We start from the raw sequence: 19,046 nt of genomic DNA, 5'->3' as shown, positions 1-19,046 counted from the left end.
TCAGATCCAGCTCTGGAACAGCATCAGGCGGTTGAACGTCGCCATCGAGGTGCCGACAAAGGCGGCCGAGATCGGCAGCATTGCGACAAAACCCACGGCTGCGACCATGACAAAGGCCCACAGCACCCAGGGCGGCAGGTGCCATCGTAGCCACGCACAAGGCAGCGCCAGGCTCAGCAGCATCGCCGACGGCAGGTAGTAGTAGAGAAAGCTCAGGGCGCGCGGCAGCAGCGCCCAGGGCAGATAGCAGCCGACATAGAAGGCTGCGATCAGGAAGGCGGCGCGGCGGCGCATGGCGATGAAATCGTGGACGCAAACAAGGAGCGCAAGCAGGCCCGGCCACAGCACCAGGGGATTGCCGAGCAGCACCACTGCCGCGATGTGCTGATCATCGGTCTTGTCGAACAGGAACCAGACCGGCCGCACCAGGAAGGGCCAACTCGGCCACGCGCTCATATAGGTGTGGCCAGCGATCGCCATGGTGACGCTGTCGTCAAAGATCCGCCGCTGCGCCTCGGCGATCGCGACTGGCGACCAGCCCTCGAGCACGATGAAGGTCGCGACATAGCACACGACCGGGATCACACCGAGACAGAGGACAACTTGCATGGCAGATAGCTCGGGCCACAGCTCCGGACTGTACCAGTCGTCCTCCTCCGGATCGGCAAACGAGGTCTGCCAATGCTGCAGCATGCGGATGATGCCGGCAATGCCGAGCGCAGTCACCCAAGGAAACACGCCGCACCATTTGCAGGCGATCGCCAGCCCGAAGCAGATCCCGGCCATTGCAAACAAAAGCTGCGGTCGCTGCCGCCGAAAGCCATGCATGAAGGCGGCGATCGCAAGCAGACTGAAGCCAGTTGCGAAAACGTCCAGCATCGCGACGCGCGCCTGGACGAACAGCATCTGATTGAAGAGAGCGATCGCCGCCGCCGCGATCGCCGGCCCCTGCGCCGCGAACAGCGCGAGCCCGCAGAGATAGATCGCCATGACCGCCAGGGCGCCGAACACCGTGCTCGCGTAGCGCCAGCCGAACGCGTTGTCGCCGAAGCTGCGGATCGAGAGCGCGATCAGCTGTTTCCCCAGTGGCGGATGCATCGGATTGAGCTGCGAGGACGACGGCGCCGGCAGCAGAATCTGCCGCGCCGCCGGCACGTAATGCACCTCGTCGAAGACGAATTTCTCGGGGGTCGAGAGCCTGACCAGCAGCGCGGCATGCGCAACGATGAAGATGAAAAGCGCGATGAGCGTGCTGTGCCAGGCCGAGAGCGGCCGGAGGTCCGACGCGTCAGCCATGGGCGGTCTCGAACAATGCCCGCTCGTCGCGGAACATGGTGGTCAAGGCATCGACGACCGTCCTGATCGGCATCTCCTTGCGGTCCTGGCGCCGCGTCAGCAGCCAGATCTCGCGTGGCTGAGGCACGGGCGTCAATCGGCACAAGCTCAACCGCTTGTCAGTACGGCCGACGAAATGCGGCAGCAGCGCGAGCCCGGCCTCAGCCCTCGCAGCCGCGGCCTGGGCAAACTGATTGCCGGCGCGGAACGCCACCCGCGCCCGCGGGAAATGGCGAGCCAGCCAGACCGCTTCAGGTAGATGGGCGTTCACCTCGTCGAAGCCGACGAACACCGGATCGGCGCCCTCCTCGACACGCCGGCAGATCTTGGCCGCACCGTAGAAGCCATAGCCCATCGTCACCAGCGGCCGCGCCAGTACATCCCCATCCTGCGGCCGCCCCAGACGCACGGCGATATCGGTCTCGTGACGCTCCAGGCTGACGACGCGCAGATCGGCCGCAAGATCGATGTCGAGGCCTGGATAGCGCGGCGGGATCGCGGCGAGGCGACCGACCAGGAAGCCCTGCGCGAGCGCGGGAGGCGCATTCACGCGCACCTTGCCGCGCGGACCGTCGTCGCCATCGCGCCGCCCCAGCGTCGCAACCGCCGCTTCCATGTCGCCGGCCGCCGCCAGGGTGCGCGTACCGGCAGGCGTCAGGATGTAGCCATCCGGCCGCCGCTCGACCAGCTTCTCGCCTAGCGCGGTCTCCAACGCATGCAGCCGGCGCGCGATCGTCGCATGGTTGACCGACAATGCGCGCGCCGCCGCAGATAGGCTTCCATGCCGGCCAAGCGCCAGGAAGACGCGGATGTCCTGCCAATCCGGCTATGTGCATTTTTGAACAGCCATTGCGCAACTCTAGCGAATTTTCGACAGATGTGAACCGGCCTATGTCGGCTTTGCGATTGCAAACCGAAACGGAGCCAACATGTCCCCATGCCCTTTGACGCTGACCCTGATCGGCGGACCGACCGTGCTGATCGAGTTCGGCGGCCTGCGGCTGCTCACCGATCCGACCTTCGATCCGCCCGGCCTCTACCGCGAGACACCGGTCCGGTTCGAAAAGACTTCAGGCCCGGCGCTGTCGCCGGAGCAGATCGGCCGGCTCGATGCCGTGCTGCTCAGCCACGACCACCATCTCGACAATCTCGATAGTTCCGGCCGCGCAATGCTGCCGCGCGTTGGCAGGACCTACACGACGCAGGCCGGCGTGCAGCGGCTCGGCGGCAACGCACTGGGGCTGGCGCCGTTCGAGACTGTGACATTGGAAGGGCACGGCGGCGACAGGCTGTTGGTTACGGCGACACCGGCGCGGCATGGACCTGTCGGCATCGAGCCGATCTCCGGCGACGTGGTCGGCTTTGCACTCGGCCGAGACAAGCCCGGCGACCTGCTCTACGTGACTGGCGACACCGTCTGGTATGATGGCACGGCCGAGGTCGCCAGGCTGTTCTCGCCCAAGGTCGTGGTGCTGTTCACGGGCGCCGCCGAGCCGCGCGGACGCTTCCACATGACGATGGGCAGCGAGGATGCGCTCGAGGCGGCGCATGCCTTTCCGGAGGCCACGCTGGTTGCGGCCCACAATGAAGGCTGGGTGCATTTTCGCGAGAGCGCCGATCAGCTCGCGCAGGTCTTCGCGCAATTCGGTCTTGCGCACCGCCTCGCACCGTTCGAGAAGGGCAAGCCGCTGGCGATCGACATCATGCCTTGAGAGCACTACCGGGTGGAGGCAGCGACAGCGACGCTTTCCAAGATGTGATCGGCGCAGCCGTCCCCCACCGGCCGCGATGCGCAAGTCCATATTGCATTATGATGATAATATTGCATTATGATCATAATTCAATAATCCAGGGTATCACAGATGGAAACCGGCGAGGCGACGCTTGCACGCCCCATGATGGACCGGCCCGCAAGGCCGGCGCAGGCGAAGGCCGAGGCGACCCGTTCGGCCCTTCTGACCGCACCGGTGCTGCCGACATTGTTTCGGCTGGCGCTGCCGACCATGACCGTGCTGCTGGCGCAGACCGCGGTCAACGTGGCGGAGGCCTATTATGTCGGGCTGCTCGGCACCGATGCGCTCGCCGGCGCGGCAATGGTGTTTCCGATCTTCATGCTGATGACGATGATGTCGAATGGCGGCATCGGCAGTGGCGTATCCTCCTCCGTCGCGCGCGCAATTGGCGCGCAGCGCAAGGCGGATGCCGATGCCATCGTCTTCCATGGCATCGTGCTCGCGGTGATCGGCGGCGCGCTGTTCACCTTCGGTACGGCTTTGCTCGGGCCAGTGCTGTATCATGCGCTGGGCGGCCGCGAGGGCGCGCTCGATGCCGCGCTGACTTATTCGATTTCGTTGTTCGCCGGCGCGATCCCGGTGTGGATCGTCAATCTGCAAGCTGCCGCGCTGCGCGGCGCCGGCAATGTGCGCGTGCCCGCCATCGTCACCCTGATCGGTGCGGTTGTGATGATCCCGCTATCGCCGCTTCTGATCTTCGGTCTCGGGCCTGTTCCGGGGCTCGGCATCGGCGGAGCCGGCCTCGCATTCGGTCTCTATTATTGCGGAGCAATGCTGGTGCTGTCGCGCTACATGGCCTCGGGCCGCACCAGCCTGCATATGCGAATCGTGCGTTTGCAGGGCCGGTTGTTCGCGGACATCCTGAAAGTCGGCCTGCCGACCGCCGTCAACGCCGTGCTGGTGAACCTGACCGTGATCCTGGTGACCTCGGTGGTCGGCCGCTTCGGCACATCGGAGCTCGCCGCCTACGGCATCGCCTCGCGGCTCGACTACATCATGGTGCCGATCCTGTTCGGCCTGTGCACGGCGACGCTGACCATGGTCGGCGTGAATGTCGGCGCCGGCTTGGCCGCGCGGGCGCGCAGCATCGCCCTGGTCTCGGCGCTGACGGGCGCGGCCTTCGTTGGCAGCATCGGCTGCATCATCGCAGCTTATCCATCGCTGTGGCTCAGCCTGTTCAGCCGCGAGCCGGACGTGCTACGCGAAGGCGCGGTTTATTTGCGCTTCGTCGCGCCGGCCTACACCGCGCTCGGCTTCGGCTTCGTGCTCGCCTTTGCCGCCCAGGGCGCCGGCCATGTGCTGTGGCCGTTCGTCGCCTCCGTCGTGCGCATCCTGCTCGCCGCCGGCGGGGGGATGCTGGTTGTCAGCTATTTCGGCGGCGGCATGGCATCGCTCGCGGCCATGGTGATGGCCTCGCTGATCGCCTATGCGTTGGTGTGCAGCTTCGTCATGCTGACGCCCGCGGTCTGGCGCGCCAAGAAGCGGTGAATGCCTGAAGCCAGCAAAGTTGGGCAGATCTCGTGCGGCAGCGGAGGTCCCGCCTCTCACATCGAGAGACGTCGGATTGGCTCGCAACAAGGATGGAAATGCGTCACGTCGCGATCGGCGGCGGCATCTCCAGGAAAGCGCTCGCGACGTGCCAGAACAGTTGCCGGTTGGTCGCCAGCGTCACCGAATGCGCGGTGCCTGGCAGGATGATGAACTGGCGGTCGCCGTTCGGCAGCCTGTTGAAGAACTCCTCGAGATCAGGAACGGTGGCGATGCCGTCATATTCGCCGCGCACCAAGAGCACCGGCGCGAGCACCTTGTCCGGATGCACGACCGGCAAATTGGCCGTCATGTCGAGATAGGTGCCGGTCGGGATCTGGTCGCCGAACTGCATCTCGACATCGGCCAGCGCCTCGACCGCCGCCGGGTCGCTGGTGCCCGGCTTGTCGCGGGTCGCGATCGAGCGGATCATGTCGCGGTCGCGCTTGCGCATGTTGTGGCTGCGATAATAGTCGAGCTGCTCGGCGCGCTTGGTCAGCGTCGGCGAGCCCTCGCCCTTATAGGTGAAGGCGGCGAACACCAGCCGGTCGATCCGCTCGGGTGCAGCCATCGCATAGGCGCCGGCGCGCAGCGCGCCGGAGGATTCGCCGATGAAGTGAAACTTGGCGCGCCCGGTCTCCCGCGCCACCACTTCGATGGCGGCCTTGAGATCCTCCACGCCGCTCGCAATGTCCGAATTGCCGCTGGTGCGCCCGGACTTGCCGTAGTTCTCGTGGTCCATGGTCCAGCAATCGAAGCCGAAGCGGGCGAACGCGTTCATCACGGAATATTCACCCTTGCCGGGCACATCGAGATCGAACGCGCGCGAGGTGACGGATGAGCCGTGCACAAAGAACACCACCGGCCGCGACGGCTCGCCGGCCCTGGGCGCCCCTAACCGCTTGCGCCACATCCAGAGCGGCACGTCGCCTTTCCTCGCCCAATATTCGCTGCTCCAGATAGTCTCATCGGCGGCATAGGCCCGCCCGACCTGCGTGGCACCTGCGATTGCTCCCGCAACCAGACCGAGGCCCGCACCTTTGATGACAGCCCGACGACCGGGCGAACGCGCGGCGTCAGTCATGGTCGTCTCCTCACATCTGATGATTTAGGCTCTTGATGGCTGGTGAAGTCTAGCAGTGCGCGCGATTGCTTCAAGCGCCGGTGCGCTGCAGCTTCAAAACACCTTCTCGCGAGCGTCCAGCTGCTCGCGGACCGGTGAAGAGCGCGATCTTCTGCAACAACAACGCGCGGCTTTACGGCATCCAACCGAAGCATGCGATGCTGGAGCTCAAGGGCGACCGTTTCGCAGCGATGAAGGCCTAGTATGAGAAGCTCGGGCCGGAGCCGTCGAACACGCGCTACGGCTATGCGGTACCGGCCACGCCAATCGACCACACCGTGTTTGTGTAGGTTCTTTCCGTCATTGCGAGCGAAGCGAAGCAATCCAGAAATGTTGCCGCGGAGACAAACTGGATTGCTTCGTCGCTTCCGCTCCTCGCAATGACGTGGAGAGAGTTACGGCTTCAGCGTCGTTCCAGGTACTTGCGTCACTCTTCACTGTCGTCCCGGGCAAGCGCGCAGCGCGCTGACCCGGGACCCATACCCACCGGCCGTCGTGCTGGAGGTAGGTATCAGCCATCTCGCGCTCCAGAGACATCACGCGGTATGGGTCCCGGCGTTCACCGGGACGACAATGTTTACTTACTTCTTCTCCGCCGGATCGCGGTGCACCGGGTCGATCCACAGCACCGTCTCGGGCTTCTCGACCGGCTCGATATCGATGTTGATCGCGACCGCCTCGCCGTCCGATCGCACCAGCACGCATTCCAGCACTTCGTCGGGGCTGGCGTTGATCTCCTGATGCGGCACGTAGGGCGGCACGAAAATGAAATCGCCGGGACCGGCCTCGGCGGTGAACTGCAGCTTCTCGCCCCAGCGCATCCGCGCCTTGCCCTTCACCACGTAGATGATGCTTTCGAGATGGCCATGGTGATGCGCGCCGGTCTTGGCGTCGGGCCTGATCGTCACGGTGCCGGCCCAGAGCTTCTGCGCGCCGACTCGCGCGAAGTTGATGGCGGCCTTGCGATCCATGCCCGGCGTCGACGGCACGTTAGGATCGAGCTGATTGCCGGGGATGACGCGCACACCATCATGTTTCCACCGATCGTGATCGTGGTCGTGCGAATCGTCGTGATGATCGTGGGAACCGGTCATGTCCTGCTTTTCTCGATCTCGAGGGAACCGGTTCACTCTAGCGAAAATGCCGCAGCAACGCCACATGCGGGTTCCTAGAACCATTTCGCATCGCGTGCGTTGTCCAACCAGAGCGTAACACGGACGGAGAGACACGATGGGTGCCACAACCGACAAGATCAAGGGCACGAGCAACGAGGCCATCGGCAAGGCCAAGCAGGGCCTTGGTGAAGCCACCGGCTCGGATCGTCTGCAGGGCGAAGGCGTGATGCAGGAGGTCAAGGGCAAGGGCCAGAAGGCCATGGGTGATGCCAAGCAGGCCACCAAGGATGCCGTGAACAGCACGGCCGCTGCGACCAACAAGAACCTCTGAACGATGTTCCCTGCCGACGCCTGTTGTTAGCGCGCGCGAGCGTCGGAGAGACCGGTCCCTTCGGGGGCCGGTCTTTTTTGTGTTTTGATGCGATTACTGATCGATACGGCTGAATTGAATCGTGCTTCCACGAACTCGGTGCACCCTCTCCCCTTGTGGGAGAGGGTGCCGAAGATGCGCAGCATCGAACGCGGGTGAGGGGTCTCTCTCCGCGTACACGACTCGTGGAGAGAGACCCCTCACCCGGCTCAATCTCGCTTCGCGAGATCGATCCACCCTCTCCCACAAGAGGGGAGAGGGTATACCGAGCAAGCCGCTTCAATTCAGTAACGCGGGCGACCGAACTACTTCACCGCAAGCAATTCGACATCGAACATCAAGGTCGCGTTCGGCGGGATCACGCCACCGGCGCCGCGTGCGCCGTAGCCGAGCTGCGGCGGAATGATCAGCGTGCGCTTGCCGCCGACCTTCATGGTGGCGACGCCCTCGTCCCAGCCGGCGATCACGCGCTTCATGCCGATCGGAAATTCGAACGGCTCGTTGCGGTCGACGGAGGAGTCGAATTTCTTGCCCTTCTGGCCATTCTCATAGAGCCAGCCGGTGTAGTGCATCACGCAGGTCTGACCAGGCTTCGGCGACGGACCGCTGCCTTCCTTGGTGTCGATGATCTGCAGTCCTGATGGCGTCGTCATGGTCTTTCCTGTGGTTTGCGCCGAGGCCGGCGCAGCTACGGCAATGAACATCGCCGCCGCCAGCATGAGCGCCAACGCCGGCACGATCGCAATTGTTCTCAGTCTCGAGTGCCGCATCCTAAAGAGCCGCCTTTGCTGTTCAAACGGGAGCGCTGTTTAGCGCAAGGCGGTCCGTCTTTCCAGTCGGAGATGCCTGCGCTCAGATCTCGAGGTTTTCCAGGCGGACAGGCAACTTGCGGATACGCTGGCCGGTGGCATGGAAGATGGCGTTGCAGACGGCGGCATTGGTGCCGACATTGCCGAGTTCCCCGAGCCCCTTCACGCCGGCCGGATTGACATGGTCGTCCTGCTCCGACAGCAGGATCACCTCGACGCTCGGCACATCGGCATTCACCGGCACCAGATAGTCGGCGAGATTGTCATTGACATAGCGTGCGTTGCGCGGGTCGATCTCAGTCGCCTCCAGAAGCGCCGAGGACATGCCCCAGATCAGCCCGCCCATCAGTTGGCTGCGCGCGGTGCGCGGGTTTATGATGTGGCCGCAGGCGAAGGCGCCGACCAGGCGCGGCACGCGGATCTCGCGGGTGATGCGGTGGATGCGCACCTCGACGAATTCGGCGCCGAACGCATAGGCGATCTTGTCGCCAAGCTCGGGCCCGCCGATCAGCCGGGCATGACCGGCATACATCGCGTGGAAGGAATCGAGTGGCGCACCGTCTGGTTTCCACTCGCCATATTCCTCGACCACGCTGACGCCGAGCGCGTCGAACGCCTTCTCGCGATCGAGCGGCTGATCGCTATGCGCCGCATCGGTCACCGGCGTCCGGCCAACGCCGACCGTCTCCTTGGCCTTGTTGATCACGCCCTCGTCCGGCATGACGGCCTTGAGCAGCCGCTGCCGCACCTGGTCGCAGACCTTCATTACGGCCGAGCAGGTGCTGGCGGTGGAGTTGGAGCCGCCTGCCACCGGCGCCGGCGGCAGGTCGCTGTCGCCGATCATGACGCTGACGTTCTCGATCGGCACTTTGAGCCGCTCGGCCGCGGCTTGTGCGATGACAGTGTAGGCGCCGTTGCCGATCTCGTGGCCGGCGATCTGAACGCGCACCCGGCCGTCGCGCTGCAGCCGCACCCGCGCCGCGGCCGGCGCCATCTGGGTCGGATAGCAGGTGGTGGCGCAGCCATAGCCGATCAGCCAGTCGCCATCGCTCATCGAGCGTGGCGCAGGATTGCGCTTCGACCACTCGAAGGCTTTGCCCGCCTCGTCGAAACAGGCCATCAGCGAGCGCGACGTATAGGGCTTGCCCTTGATCGGCTCCGTCGTGGTGTCGTTGATCCGGCGCAGCTCGATCGGGTCCATGTTGAGCTCGACGGCGAGCTCGTCCATCGCACTCTCGAGCGCGAACAGATATGGCACCTCCGGCGGCGAGCGCATGAAGCCAGGCGTGTTGCGATCAGCCCGCACAATCGAGACCATGCTGGCGACGTTCGGGCAGGCGTAGAGCCGCGTCGTGGTCTTGGTGCCGCCCACCGCATAGGCGTCCGGCCGCGAGGAGATCTCGTGACCGTCATGGCGCAGCGCGACCAATTTGCCGTCGCGGCCGGCTCCGAGCTTGACCTGATGCCGCGTCTCGGCGCGATAAGTTGCGATCGTAAAGCCCTGGTCGCGCGTCGCTACCAGCTTGACCGGCCGGTTCAGCCGCCGCGCGATCGCGGCGATGATCGCCGTGCGCGGCGTCACCGAGCCCTTGGACCCGAAGGCACCGCCGACATAGGCATTGATCACGCGCACCTTGTCGGCGTCGATGCCAAGCTGTTCGGCGACGCCGTTCTTCAGGCCATAGACATATTGGCTGGGCTCGTAGATCGTGAGCTGGTCGCCGCTCCAGGCGCAGCTGGTGGCGAACAGCTCCATTGGATTGTGGTGCTGCGTCGGTGTCTCGTACTCGGCCGACACTTTCACCTCGGCGCTGTCGAACGCCTTGGCGAAATCACCGACTTCAGGATCTTCCTTGAATTGCGCGAGTTGCCACTTGGCGCCGGCTGCGCTGGTGCCCTCGGAATCGAAGCTCGCGGTCGGCTTCATGGCAGTGTAGTTCACCTTGACGCGATGCGCGGCCTCGCGCGCCGCCTCATAGCTCTCGGCGAGCACCACGGCGATGAGCTGGCCGTCATGGGCAATGTCGGCCGATTTCAACGGCTGTACGGTGGTCGACATGTAGCCGCCGTTCGAAAACAGCTTCGCGTCCTTCAGCTTCTCGGCATTCTCGTGAGTGATAATGTCGATCACGCCGCGCACGCGCCTGGCTTCGCCGAGATCGAAGCCGTCGACACGGCCCCTGGCGATGGCGCTGGTGACCAGATAGGCATAGGCGGGATTTGCGAGCGGCACGTCGGCGGCGTATTCGGCGCGGCCGGTCACCTTCGCGATGGCATCGTAGCGCGGGATCGGCTGGCCCATATTGGCCTTCGGCTCGGGAGCGGCGGTCGACATGATCAGATCTCCATCGCTACTGCCTTTTTCAAGGCGTGCGCTACGACGCGCCGGCCGAGCGCGATCTTGAAGGCGTTGTGCTGGCGGCCGCGCGCATCCGCGAACGCAGCGTCAGCGGCGTGCTGCGCCAGCGTGTCGTCGAGTTTCTGTCCCTTCAGGAACGCCTCGGCCTCGCGCGCCCGCCACGGCACGGTGGCGACGCCGCCCAGCGCGACACGCGCATCATTGATGACGCCGTCCTGCAGGTCGAGCGCGACGGCTGCGGACGCCAGCGCGAATTCGTACGACTGCCGGTCGCGCACTTTCACATACACAGAGCGCGGCCAGCGGCCGTTGATGGCGAAGCCGGAGATCAGCTCGCCGGGCGCGAGCACGGTTTCGATCGCCGGCGTGTCGCCCGGCGCCTTGTGAAATTCCGCGAATGACATGGTGCGCGGCCCCGACTTGCCGGTGATCTCGATGGCTGCATCGAGCGCGATCAGCGCCTGGGCGAAATCGCCGGGATAGGTGGCGATGCATTGATCGGAGGTGCCGAGCACCGCATGCATGCGGTTGAAGCCGTCCATCGCGGCACAGCCCGAGCCCGGATTGCGCTTGTTGCATTCGGCGTAGGAGACGTCGCGGAAATAGCTGCATCGCGTCCGCTGCAGCACGTTGCCGCCGAGGGTGGCCATGTTGCGGAGCTGCGGGCTCGCCGCAAGCTTGAGGCTGTCTGCGATCACGGGATAGTGCTGTTGCACCTCGGCATGCCCGGCGACTTGCGACATATGCGCGAGCGCGCCGAGCTTGAGATTGCCGCCATCCAGATCGACCTGCGACCAGTTCGCGGCGAGCGGATTGATGTCGACCAGCCGCTCCGGACGCATCACGTCGAGCTTCATCAGGTCGATCAGCGTCGTCCCGCCGGCAAGCGGCTGGGTGGAGGCCTCGGTCAGTGGCGTGGTCGCGGCGGCGGCGAGGGCCAGCGCCTGGAGCGCGGCCTGCGGGTCGGATGCCCGCTGATAGCTGAAGCTGCGCATGCGACTATCCTTTCAGGATTTCGGGTGCGGCCTGCTTCACCGCGGCGACGATGTTCGGATAGGCGGCGCAGCGACAGATATTGCCACTCATGTATTCGCGGATGTTGTCGTCGCTGTCGGCATGCCCTTCGTGCACGCAGGCAATCGCCGACATGATCTGGCCCGGCGTGCAATAGCCGCACTGGAAGGCGTCCTGATCGATGAAAGCCTGCTGCATCGGATGCAGCTTGCCGCCCGCGGCGAGGCCTTCGATCGTGGTGATCTCGCGCCCTTCGGCGGCCAACGCCAGCGTCAGACACGAGAGGACGCGCTGGCCATCGAGCAGCACGGTGCAGGCGCCGCACTGACCATGGTCGCAACCTTTCTTGGACCCGGTGAGACCCGCATGTTCTCGCAAGGCATCGAGCACGGTGGTGCGGGCATCGAGCGCCAGCGTCCGGCTCTCGCCATTGATGCGCAGCGTGACCTGCACCGGCGCTGCCGGATCCTGCGCCACCGCGGCCTGCGAGGGCTCATTCGCGGCACGCGCCGTGAGTGGGATGGCGACCGCGGTTCCCGCGGCGCCCGTCAGGAACGCGCGGCGATCGAATCCGGGTCGAGGAGAATTGATCTTGTCCGACATGCACGGCCTCCGCCGTTTCGATGGAAAGCGGTGCACGTCTGCCCCGCTTCCGTTGTCGGCTAACACCTCCGGCTAGGCGTTGTTCCGTTGATTGTAAGCGGCGCCCCGTCATCCGTTGGAACAACGGCGCTGCCTTGTTCACGGCTGGTTTAAGCGAAATCGGTCGAACGCGAGACGTCATCCCAGGCAGCCATCTCCGCCCGCATGGCTTCCAGCTTGGCCGCGACGAGGTGAAGCGCGTCGGCGCCGAGATAGAGCCTGGTCGGCGGCTGCTCGGCTTCGACGAGCATCAGCAGGGCCTGCGCGGCCTTGGCCGGATCTCCCGGCTGATTTCCGCTTTTCGCCTGTCGCGCGGCGCGGATCGGATTCATCACCTCATCATAGTCGCCGATGCTGCGCTCCGTCCGCACCATCGAACGTCCCGCCCACTCGGTGCGAAACTGGCCGGGCGCGAGCGCCGTCACATGGATACCGAGATGCTTCACCTCCTTGCCCAGCGCCTCCGAGATTCCCTCCAGCGCAAACTTGCTGCCGCAATAGGCGGCGATGCCGGGCATGGTGATGAAGCCGCCCATCGAGGTCACGTTGACGATATGGCCCGAGCGCCGCTCCCGCATGCCGGGCAACACCGCCTTGATCAGCGCGACCGCGCCGAACACATTGGCATCGAATTGCCGCCTAATCTGATCCAGCGATGTCTCCTCCAGAATGCCCTCATGTCCATAGCCGGCGTTGTTGACCAGGACATCGATCGGCCCGGCGGCACGCTCAGCCGCAGCAACCACGTCCGGGATGTGATCGAAATCGGTGACGTCGAGGACGGCGGCAAAGGCGCGGTCCGGCACAAGGCTCGCAAATTCGTCTATCGCGGCCGGGCTGCGCACCGTGCCGATCACCCGGTGGCCGGCCTCCAGCGCGCCTTCAGCAAACGCACGACCGAGACCGGAACTCACGCCGGTGATGAAGAAGGTTTTAGGGACACTCATCAATTTCTCCTTTCGACGCCGCGTTGGTCGACATCGCTGCCTTTTTGCAGAAGGCTATTTATATCGCGATATTAATTCTATATCATGATATAAATCCTGAGTGTCAAGGAGTCGGAAAATGGCAGATGAGCCGCCGCCGCTGAGAGAACGGAACAGGCTGCAGGCGCGCGACCTCGTGCTCGATGCCGCCGAACGGTTGCTGCGCAAAAGCGCAACGGCGGAATTCTCCATGCGCGAGCTGGCGTCGGAAGCCGGCGTCGGGTTCGCCACGCCCTTCAATCATTTCGGCAGCAAGATCGCGATCATGCAGGCGCTGTCCTCGCGCCTGATCGAACGGATGGCGAGACGCTTTCGCGAAGATGTGCCGCGTGGCGATGCCATCGACCGTGTTCTCGCGATGGGGCGCATCGCAGTCGCGGCATTGCTTGAACAACCCGACGTCAACAAGGCCGTCGTCGGCTCGTTGGGGTTGGCGGGCCCTGCTCCGAGTTCGGTACGTCCGCAATCGGAAGCGATCTGGTCGTTGGCGCTGGGTGACTTCACCGGGATCGACGGCGAGACACGCGCGCGTGCAGAGGCAATCCTGCCGCAGCAGCTCGCCTTCTTGTTCCGGGGCTGTGTGTCGTTCTGGATCGCCGGCGAACTCTCCGATGACCAACTGCCCCGCGCCTTCGAAGCTGGTGCGTCCACGCTGCTGCTGGCCTTTGCGGACGACAAACGTCGCGCGCATCTTCTCAAGCGGATCATCCGGCTTCCGGCGACCGTCCAGACGTCACCGACCGGCCCGAGATCCAATCCAACCGTGTCGCCGGTGAAGGGCGGCGCTAAATCCCGTGAGCAGCAGAAGGCATCTGGACGCCCCCCTCCTCGGATCCGATAGCATCGCGATAGGCTCGGACGTTGCCCTGCACCGTCGGGCAAATCACTTGTACGATTTTCACTTCAAAGCTCGCGTCGCGGGGCCTTTTTGCCGCAAAAAGCGCTCGTTGCCGCAAAAAGCGCTCGCGCCGAAAAACGAAGTTTGCAAGCGCTTTCAATGAGAACGCCTTTGGCTGGCCTCTCTGCAAAAATATTCTTGTTTCGTTTTTGCCGAAATCATGATTGTCTATGCGCATCCCGCCTCATCGAACAGGGGCGTACGCGTCGTCACGATACGTAGAGGCGGGTTGCGATGGACGCATCGGTGCCGTTGGACGAACGGCAGGGATGCGGACGGCGAAATCGTGTGGTCCTGGCCTCCCGGTGCTGAGGTCAAGCTCGCGCTGCTTTGATGAGCGCGCGAGCGACAGGGGCAAGAAAGCCGGTCCCTGGGGAGATCACGTATAAGCCGTAAAACCGTTGCGCAGGGAAGGTCGGTGTTGCGGCCATACCTGTGGTAACTGCCGCCTGCTTTCTTTGTTGCAGGCGGGCCATGGGTGTTGGTCAAACATCCGGCCTTCCCTGCGCCCTCTGTCTTTCGGAGAGCGACATACACCAAATAGCTCGGACGCAACGCGCCGCGAGAACGTGGAAGCCTGTCTTGTGGTGAGCGTGTCCTATGGGAAACGGCGGCGATGCCCCCGCACATTCATCGTCATCGCCCACGAAGGCCGGCGATCCAGTACGCCGAGATTTCTCGGTTGATCACAACCGTCTCTGACTACTGGGTCGCCCGGTCAAGCCGGGCGACGACATCGGTATATCGGCAATGACGACGCTCCTATCAATACCCCAGCGCGCAGCCGTCCTTGCGCGGGTCGGAGCCACCGGTCAGCGTGCCCTTGTCCCAATCGATCCAGATGGCCTGGCCGCCGCCGAGCGGCGCCACAAGCTTGGTTGTCTTGTGGCCGATCTTTTGCAGCCCTTCGACCACCGCGGCAGGCACGCCATCCTCGAGCTGATAGACGCCCTCGTAATGCAGGCCGCGCGGCATATCGATCGCCTCCTGCACGTCGCAGCCATAGTCGAGCATGTTGGTCAGCACATGGGTCTGGCCGGTCGGCTGATACTGGCCGCCCATCACGCCGTAGGACATCTGCGCGCGGCCATTCCTGGTGACCAGCGCCGGGATGATGGTGTGCAGCGGCCGTTTGCTCGGGCCGATGCAGTTCGGATGGCCCGGCTGGATGCGGAAGCCGCCGGCGCGGTTCTGCAGCAGCACGCCGGTTCTGTTCGAGACGATCGCCGAGCCGAAGGAATGCGCGATCGAATTGATGAAGGAGCAGACGTTGCGGTCGCGGTCGATCACCGTGATGTAGACCGTGTCAGGGTTCATCGGCGGCGCGACGTTCGGCAAGTCAAGCACGCGGTCCATGCTGATCTTGTTGATGTACTCGTCCGCAAATTCTTTCGCCAGAATGCTCGCCACGTCGATCGTCATGTGGGCGGGATCGGCGACATGCTGTTCGCGGATCATGTAGGCGATGCGCGCTGCCTCGGCCTCGAGATGGAAGCGCTCGACCGACACCGGCGCAAACTTCTTCAGGTCGAAGCGTTCGAGGATGTTGAGCATCACCAGCATGGTCAGGCCCGGGCCGTTCGGCGGGCATTGCCAGACGTCGAGGTCCTTGTACATGGTGCCGATCGGGCTCGTCACCTCGGTCGTATGATCAGCGAAATCCTCCAGCGTGTGCAGGCCGCCGATGCCGCGCAGCGTCTCGACCATGTCTTCCGCGACCGGGCCGCGATAAAATGCAGCCGGGCCGTCCTTGGCGATGGCACGCAGGGTCTGCGCCAGCTCCGGCTGGCGGATCACGTCGCCGGCGACCGGCGGCTTGCCGCCCGGCAGCAGATAGCGTTCGGTGTTGGTGCCACCCTTCAGCTTCTCGAACTGGTTCTTCCAGTCGAAGGCGATGCGCGAGGCCACCACATAGCCCTCCTCCGCCGCCCGGATCGCCGGCTGCAGCAGTCGATCGAGACCGAGCCGGCCGTGATCGCGCAGGATCCGCTCCCAGGCGTCGACCGCGCCTGGCACCGAGACCGCATGCGCGGAGGTCAGCGGCACCGAGTGGATCTTCCGCTCCAGATACCACTCCACATTGGCCGCGGCAGGCGCGCGGCCCGAGCCGTTATAGGCGACGATCTTGCCCTCACCCTTGGGCTGCACCAGCGCGAAACAGTCGCCGCCGATGCCGGTCGATTGCGGCTCGATCACACCGAGCAGCGCGCAGGCCGCAACGGCCGCGTCCACCGCGGTGCCGCCGGCGCGCATCACCTCGACCGCGGCGAGCGCAGCCTGCGGGTGCGAGGTCGCCACCATGGCGTTCTGGGCGTGGACCGTGGACCGGCCGGGGAAGTGGAAGCTTCTCATTCTTGCTCGCTTTGTCGTGATTTTGGGGTCAGAAGGCCCGCGGTTGGCGGTTTCATGACACATTCTTTCCCGGCTCGGCAATGGCTGGGATACCAGCTTTTCTGCTGGCAGATCTGCTGGTAAACGGCCGCATGGCTCTCAAGGTCGCCGCTTTCTATCAATTCGTCGCGCTGCCGGATTTCCGGACCCTCCGCGCCCCACTGCATGCGCTTTGCACCCGGCTCGGGTTGAAAGGCAGCGTGCTGCTCGCGCATGAAGGCGTCAACGGCACGCTGGCAGGTCCTGCCGAGGGCATCGACGCGCTGATCGAGGAATTCCGGCGCGGCGCGTTGTTCGGCGGCCGGCTCGACAATCTCGAATTGAAATATTCCGCGGCCGCGCAGATGCCGTTCGGCCGGCTCAAGGTCCGGCTCAAGAAGGAGATCGTGACGCTCGGCGATCCCACGGCCGACCCGTCCCGACAGGTCGGCATCTATGTCGACCCAACCGACTGGAACGCGTTGATAGCCTTGGACGACGTGCTGCTGCTGGACACGCGCAACGCATTCGAGGTCGCGATGGGGACCTTCGAGGGCGCACGCGATCCCGGCATCGCAAGCTTCGGCCAGTTCAACGAGTTCGCGGCACGCGAGCTCGATCCCGGAACGCACAAGCGGATCGCGATGTTCTGCACCGGCGGCATCCGCTGCGAGAAGGCGAGCGCACATCTGCTCGCGCAGGGCTTTGCCGAGGTCTACCACCTCAAGGGCGGCATCCTCAAATATCTCGAGCAGATTCCGCAGCGCGAGAGCCGCTGGCGCGGCGAGTGCTTCTTGTTCGACGAGCGCGTTGCGCTCGGCCATGGCTTGCGCGAGCGTTCGGAAAGAGCCGGTACGGAGGTCGCTGGCGATGAGTGACGGCAAGGAGTTGAGCGAGCGGATGGACGCGCTGGAAGCGCGCGTCATGTATCAGGACGACACGATCGAGGTCTTGAACCAGACCATCACAGCGCAGTGGCGCGAGATCGACGCGTTGAAGCGGCAGATCGCCCTGTTGTACGAGCGGCTGGAAGAGGCGCAGCCCGCCGGCCCGCCAGCCCCTGTCGATGAGCCGCCACCGCATTATTGAGGAGCGGCGCACCCGTCACATGTTCGCTGCAGCGGCCGCGAGCACATTCTCGTATGCCCGATACGAGACGCAACTGCGCGGCAGAACTGCAGCCGACCGTCGGGACCTATGACAATCATCGTGTAAAAACGGAGCGCACCTTCTCCCATAGCGACGGCTCATCCACGCGGCGCGGTTGGCGAAGCTCCTCGACATTGCTGGCGCGCGGACGACTCGTCGGCTGCGCCACGCTGACCGGGTCGGATGCGGGGAAGGTATCCATCAATCCGGTGTCGAGCTTTGCCTTGGTCTCATGGTCGAGGCGCGATGCCTCGCGCGGATCCTCGGCATGCTTGTCGTGCGGCGCGGGATTGAATTTCTCAGCCATGATCAATCTCCCTTGAGCGGAGATAACGCGGCCCCCGAAGGCGCGTTCCCCGGGTTGTTCCGGGGCTGGCGTCCGGTACCGTTCAGTGGCGCTCCGAGCCGATCACGGCAGCACGTCAGCATTGTCACCGGATATGCCTTGGCCGGACGGACCCCGCCATGTATCAGGAACGGCGTATCGTTCCCGTAGCGGAGTGTCTCGCTTGGCCCAGCCTGTGATCAACAAGCCTTTCATCGACGTGCTCGCTGGCCGGCGACAGGCGGTGCCGCCGCTCTGGATGATGCGGCAGGCCGGCCGTTATCTGCCGGAATATCGGGACGTACGCAGCCGCGCGGGCAGCTTCCTCGATCTCTGCTTCGCGCCGGAGCTCGCTGCGGAGGTGACTTTGCAGCCGATCCGACGCTTCGGCTTTGATGCTGCGATCATCTTCTCCGACATCCTGGTCGTGCCCTACGCGCTCGGCCGTGGCGTCCGCTTCGAGGCCGGCGAGGGCCCGCGGCTCGACCCGCTGGACACGCCCGACAAGATCGCCACGCTCACGCGCGAGGCTGACTTCACCAGGCTCGAGCCGGTCTATGAGGCGCTCAGCCGCGTGCGGACAGCGCTGCCGCAGACGACCGCGCTGATCGGCTTCTGCGGCGCGCCTTGGACGGTTGCGACCTATATGGTCGCTGGGCAAGGCACGCCCGACCAGGCCCCGGCGCGGCTGCTGGCCTATCGGCATCCGGACGCCTTCGCCACCATCATCGATGCGCTGGTCGATACCTCGATCGCATATCTCATCAGGCAGCTCGAGGCCGGCGCCGATGCGCTGCAGATCTTCGACACCTGGGCCGGCGTGCTGTCGCCGCGCGAATTCGCGCGCTGGTCGATCGAGCCGACCCGGCGCATCGTCGATGGCGTGCGCCAAGCGCGGCCGGACGCGAAGATCATCGGCTTTCCCCGCGGCGCCGGCGCGCTGCTGCCGGACTATGTCGCCGCGACCGGTGTCGATGCCGTCAGCATCGACTGGACCGCTGCGCCTGCGCTGATCCGCGAGCGCGTGCAGAGCAAGGTCGCGGTGCAAGGAAATCTCGATCCGCTGGCGCTGATCGCCGGCGGCACGGCGCTCGACCAGGCGGTCGACGACGTGCTGGTCAACTACGCGTCAGGCCGGCTGATCTTCAATCTCGGCCACGGCATTCAGCCGGAGACGCCGATCGCGCATGTCGAGCAGATGATCGCGCGGGTGCGGGCGCACAAGGGCTAG

Annotated in this window: 18 protein-coding genes; 7 read left to right on the top strand and 11 right to left on the bottom strand. The window is 64.7% G+C overall.

Annotated elements, in window-relative coordinates:
* Both P6U24_RS10995 and P6U24_RS10990 read right to left on the bottom strand, forming a co-directional pair.
* The gene (locus P6U24_RS10995) at nucleotides 1-1,296 is read right to left on the bottom strand and encodes a phospholipid carrier-dependent glycosyltransferase (protein ID WP_407159138.1); all 1,296 of its coding nucleotides are present in this window, start codon (nucleotides 1,294-1,296) and stop codon (nucleotides 1-3) included.
* Nucleotides 1,289-2,134: a LysR family transcriptional regulator gene (locus P6U24_RS10990; protein ID WP_407160428.1), complete on the bottom strand. Its 846-nt coding sequence runs from the start codon at nucleotides 2,132-2,134 to the stop codon at nucleotides 1,289-1,291. The genes P6U24_RS10995 and P6U24_RS10990 overlap by 8 nt, the downstream gene beginning before the upstream one ends.
* 130 nt (nucleotides 2,135-2,264) lie before the next feature.
* Here P6U24_RS10990 and P6U24_RS10985 point away from each other — a divergent pair, with 130 nt between their 5' ends.
* Together P6U24_RS10985 and P6U24_RS10980 are read left to right on the top strand one after the other, a co-directional pair.
* Complete coding sequence (locus tag P6U24_RS10985; protein WP_407159137.1) at nucleotides 2,265-3,047, top strand: MBL fold metallo-hydrolase; 783 nt, start codon at nucleotides 2,265-2,267, stop codon at nucleotides 3,045-3,047.
* Between the two features lie 183 nt (nucleotides 3,048-3,230).
* Nucleotides 3,231-4,616 (top strand): MATE family efflux transporter, encoded by a 1,386-nt coding sequence (locus P6U24_RS10980; RefSeq protein ID WP_407160427.1) that lies wholly within the window; start codon nucleotides 3,231-3,233, stop codon nucleotides 4,614-4,616.
* A 103-nt stretch (nucleotides 4,617-4,719) separates the two neighbouring features.
* Here the strand turns inward: P6U24_RS10980 and P6U24_RS10975 are convergent, their stop codons facing one another.
* On the bottom strand, nucleotides 4,720-5,739 hold the full coding sequence (locus P6U24_RS10975) for an alpha/beta hydrolase (RefSeq protein WP_407159136.1): 1,020 nt from the start codon (nucleotides 5,737-5,739) through the stop codon (nucleotides 4,720-4,722).
* A gap of 620 nt (nucleotides 5,740-6,359) precedes the next feature.
* Nucleotides 6,360-6,872: a cupin domain-containing protein gene (locus tag P6U24_RS10970; RefSeq protein ID WP_407159135.1), complete on the bottom strand. Its 513-nt coding sequence runs from the start codon at nucleotides 6,870-6,872 to the stop codon at nucleotides 6,360-6,362.
* A 136-nt stretch (nucleotides 6,873-7,008) separates the two neighbouring features.
* Between P6U24_RS10970 and P6U24_RS10965 the strand changes: the two genes are divergently transcribed.
* The gene (locus P6U24_RS10965; RefSeq protein WP_407159134.1) at nucleotides 7,009-7,224 is read left to right on the top strand and encodes a CsbD family protein; all 216 of its coding nucleotides are present in this window, start codon (nucleotides 7,009-7,011) and stop codon (nucleotides 7,222-7,224) included.
* Nucleotides 7,225-7,568: 344 nt separating this feature from the next.
* Here P6U24_RS10965 and P6U24_RS10960 read toward each other — a convergent pair whose 3' ends face one another.
* The 5 genes from P6U24_RS10960 to P6U24_RS10940 form a co-directional block, all read right to left on the bottom strand.
* Nucleotides 7,569-7,982: an FKBP-type peptidyl-prolyl cis-trans isomerase gene (locus P6U24_RS10960; RefSeq protein ID WP_407160426.1), complete on the bottom strand. Its 414-nt coding sequence runs from the start codon at nucleotides 7,980-7,982 to the stop codon at nucleotides 7,569-7,571.
* 133 nt (nucleotides 7,983-8,115) lie between these two features.
* On the bottom strand, nucleotides 8,116-10,407 hold the full coding sequence (locus P6U24_RS10955) for a xanthine dehydrogenase family protein molybdopterin-binding subunit (RefSeq protein WP_407159133.1): 2,292 nt from the start codon (nucleotides 10,405-10,407) through the stop codon (nucleotides 8,116-8,118).
* A 2-nt stretch (nucleotides 10,408-10,409) separates the two neighbouring features.
* Nucleotides 10,410-11,426 carry an FAD binding domain-containing protein gene (locus P6U24_RS10950; protein WP_407159132.1) on the bottom strand — a complete coding sequence of 339 codons (1,017 nt, stop codon included), beginning with the start codon at nucleotides 11,424-11,426 and terminating at the stop codon, nucleotides 10,410-10,412.
* A 4-nt stretch (nucleotides 11,427-11,430) separates the two neighbouring features.
* Nucleotides 11,431-12,048, bottom strand: a complete 618-nt coding sequence (locus P6U24_RS10945; protein ID WP_407159131.1) for a (2Fe-2S)-binding protein — start codon at nucleotides 12,046-12,048, stop codon at nucleotides 11,431-11,433.
* Between the two features lie 149 nt (nucleotides 12,049-12,197).
* Nucleotides 12,198-13,034, bottom strand: a complete 837-nt coding sequence (locus P6U24_RS10940) for an oxidoreductase (protein ID WP_407159130.1) — start codon at nucleotides 13,032-13,034, stop codon at nucleotides 12,198-12,200.
* 175 nt (nucleotides 13,035-13,209) lie between these two features.
* Between P6U24_RS10940 and P6U24_RS10935 the strand changes: the two genes are divergently transcribed.
* Complete coding sequence (locus P6U24_RS10935; protein ID WP_407159129.1) at nucleotides 13,210-13,914, top strand: TetR/AcrR family transcriptional regulator; 705 nt, start codon at nucleotides 13,210-13,212, stop codon at nucleotides 13,912-13,914.
* Between the two features lie 822 nt (nucleotides 13,915-14,736).
* On the opposite strand, the gene ggt is transcribed toward P6U24_RS10935, so the two are convergent.
* Nucleotides 14,737-16,323, bottom strand: coding sequence for a gamma-glutamyltransferase (ggt, locus tag P6U24_RS10930; protein ID WP_407159128.1), 1,587 nt, complete (start codon nucleotides 16,321-16,323; stop codon nucleotides 14,737-14,739).
* 131 nt (nucleotides 16,324-16,454) lie between these two features.
* Between ggt and P6U24_RS10925 the strand changes: the two genes are divergently transcribed.
* Nucleotides 16,455-17,219: a rhodanese-related sulfurtransferase gene (locus P6U24_RS10925; protein WP_407159127.1), complete on the top strand. Its 765-nt coding sequence runs from the start codon at nucleotides 16,455-16,457 to the stop codon at nucleotides 17,217-17,219.
* Nucleotides 17,212-17,430 (top strand): SlyX family protein, encoded by a 219-nt coding sequence (locus tag P6U24_RS10920; protein ID WP_407159126.1) that lies wholly within the window; start codon nucleotides 17,212-17,214, stop codon nucleotides 17,428-17,430. Before P6U24_RS10925 ends, P6U24_RS10920 begins: the two co-directional genes overlap by 8 nt.
* 115 nt (nucleotides 17,431-17,545) lie before the next feature.
* On the opposite strand, the gene P6U24_RS10915 is transcribed toward P6U24_RS10920, so the two are convergent.
* Nucleotides 17,546-17,797 (bottom strand): hypothetical protein, encoded by a 252-nt coding sequence (locus P6U24_RS10915; RefSeq protein ID WP_407159125.1) that lies wholly within the window; start codon nucleotides 17,795-17,797, stop codon nucleotides 17,546-17,548.
* Between the two features lie 217 nt (nucleotides 17,798-18,014).
* Here P6U24_RS10915 and hemE point away from each other — a divergent pair, with 217 nt between their 5' ends.
* On the top strand, nucleotides 18,015-19,046 hold the full coding sequence (gene hemE / locus P6U24_RS10910; protein ID WP_407160425.1) for a uroporphyrinogen decarboxylase: 1,032 nt from the start codon (nucleotides 18,015-18,017) through the stop codon (nucleotides 19,044-19,046).

This window comes from Bradyrhizobium sp. STM 3557 (genome assembly GCF_045571465.1).
Classification (GTDB): domain Bacteria; phylum Pseudomonadota; class Alphaproteobacteria; order Rhizobiales; family Xanthobacteraceae; genus Bradyrhizobium.
The sequence above is the reverse complement of the archived record's forward strand: the minus strand, read 5'-3'. Positions and strand labels throughout refer to the sequence as shown.

Coding starts and splice junctions, on each gene's coding strand:
- P6U24_RS10995 (WP_407159138.1), bottom strand. CDS start 1,296: ATGGCTGACGCGTCGGACCTCCGGCCGCTCTCGGCCTGGCACAGCACG.
- P6U24_RS10985 (WP_407159137.1), top strand. CDS start 2,265: ATGTCCCCATGCCCTTTGACGCTGACCCTGATCGGCGGACCGACCGTG.
- P6U24_RS10980 (WP_407160427.1), top strand. CDS start 3,231: ATGATGGACCGGCCCGCAAGGCCGGCGCAGGCGAAGGCCGAGGCGACC.
- P6U24_RS10975 (WP_407159136.1), bottom strand. CDS start 5,739: ATGACTGACGCCGCGCGTTCGCCCGGTCGTCGGGCTGTCATCAAAGGT.
- P6U24_RS10970 (WP_407159135.1), bottom strand. CDS start 6,872: ATGACCGGTTCCCACGATCATCACGACGATTCGCACGACCACGATCAC.
- P6U24_RS10965 (WP_407159134.1), top strand. CDS start 7,009: ATGGGTGCCACAACCGACAAGATCAAGGGCACGAGCAACGAGGCCATC.
- P6U24_RS10960 (WP_407160426.1), bottom strand. CDS start 7,982: ATGCTGGCGGCGGCGATGTTCATTGCCGTAGCTGCGCCGGCCTCGGCG.
- P6U24_RS10955 (WP_407159133.1), bottom strand. CDS start 10,407: ATGTCGACCGCCGCTCCCGAGCCGAAGGCCAATATGGGCCAGCCGATC.
- P6U24_RS10950 (WP_407159132.1), bottom strand. CDS start 11,426: ATGCGCAGCTTCAGCTATCAGCGGGCATCCGACCCGCAGGCCGCGCTC.
- P6U24_RS10945 (WP_407159131.1), bottom strand. CDS start 12,048: ATGTCGGACAAGATCAATTCTCCTCGACCCGGATTCGATCGCCGCGCG.
- P6U24_RS10940 (WP_407159130.1), bottom strand. CDS start 13,034: ATGAGTGTCCCTAAAACCTTCTTCATCACCGGCGTGAGTTCCGGTCTC.
- ggt (WP_407159128.1), bottom strand. CDS start 16,323: ATGAGAAGCTTCCACTTCCCCGGCCGGTCCACGGTCCACGCCCAGAAC.
- P6U24_RS10925 (WP_407159127.1), top strand. CDS start 16,455: ATGGCTCTCAAGGTCGCCGCTTTCTATCAATTCGTCGCGCTGCCGGAT.
- P6U24_RS10920 (WP_407159126.1), top strand. CDS start 17,212: ATGAGTGACGGCAAGGAGTTGAGCGAGCGGATGGACGCGCTGGAAGCG.
- P6U24_RS10915 (WP_407159125.1), bottom strand. CDS start 17,797: ATGGCTGAGAAATTCAATCCCGCGCCGCACGACAAGCATGCCGAGGAT.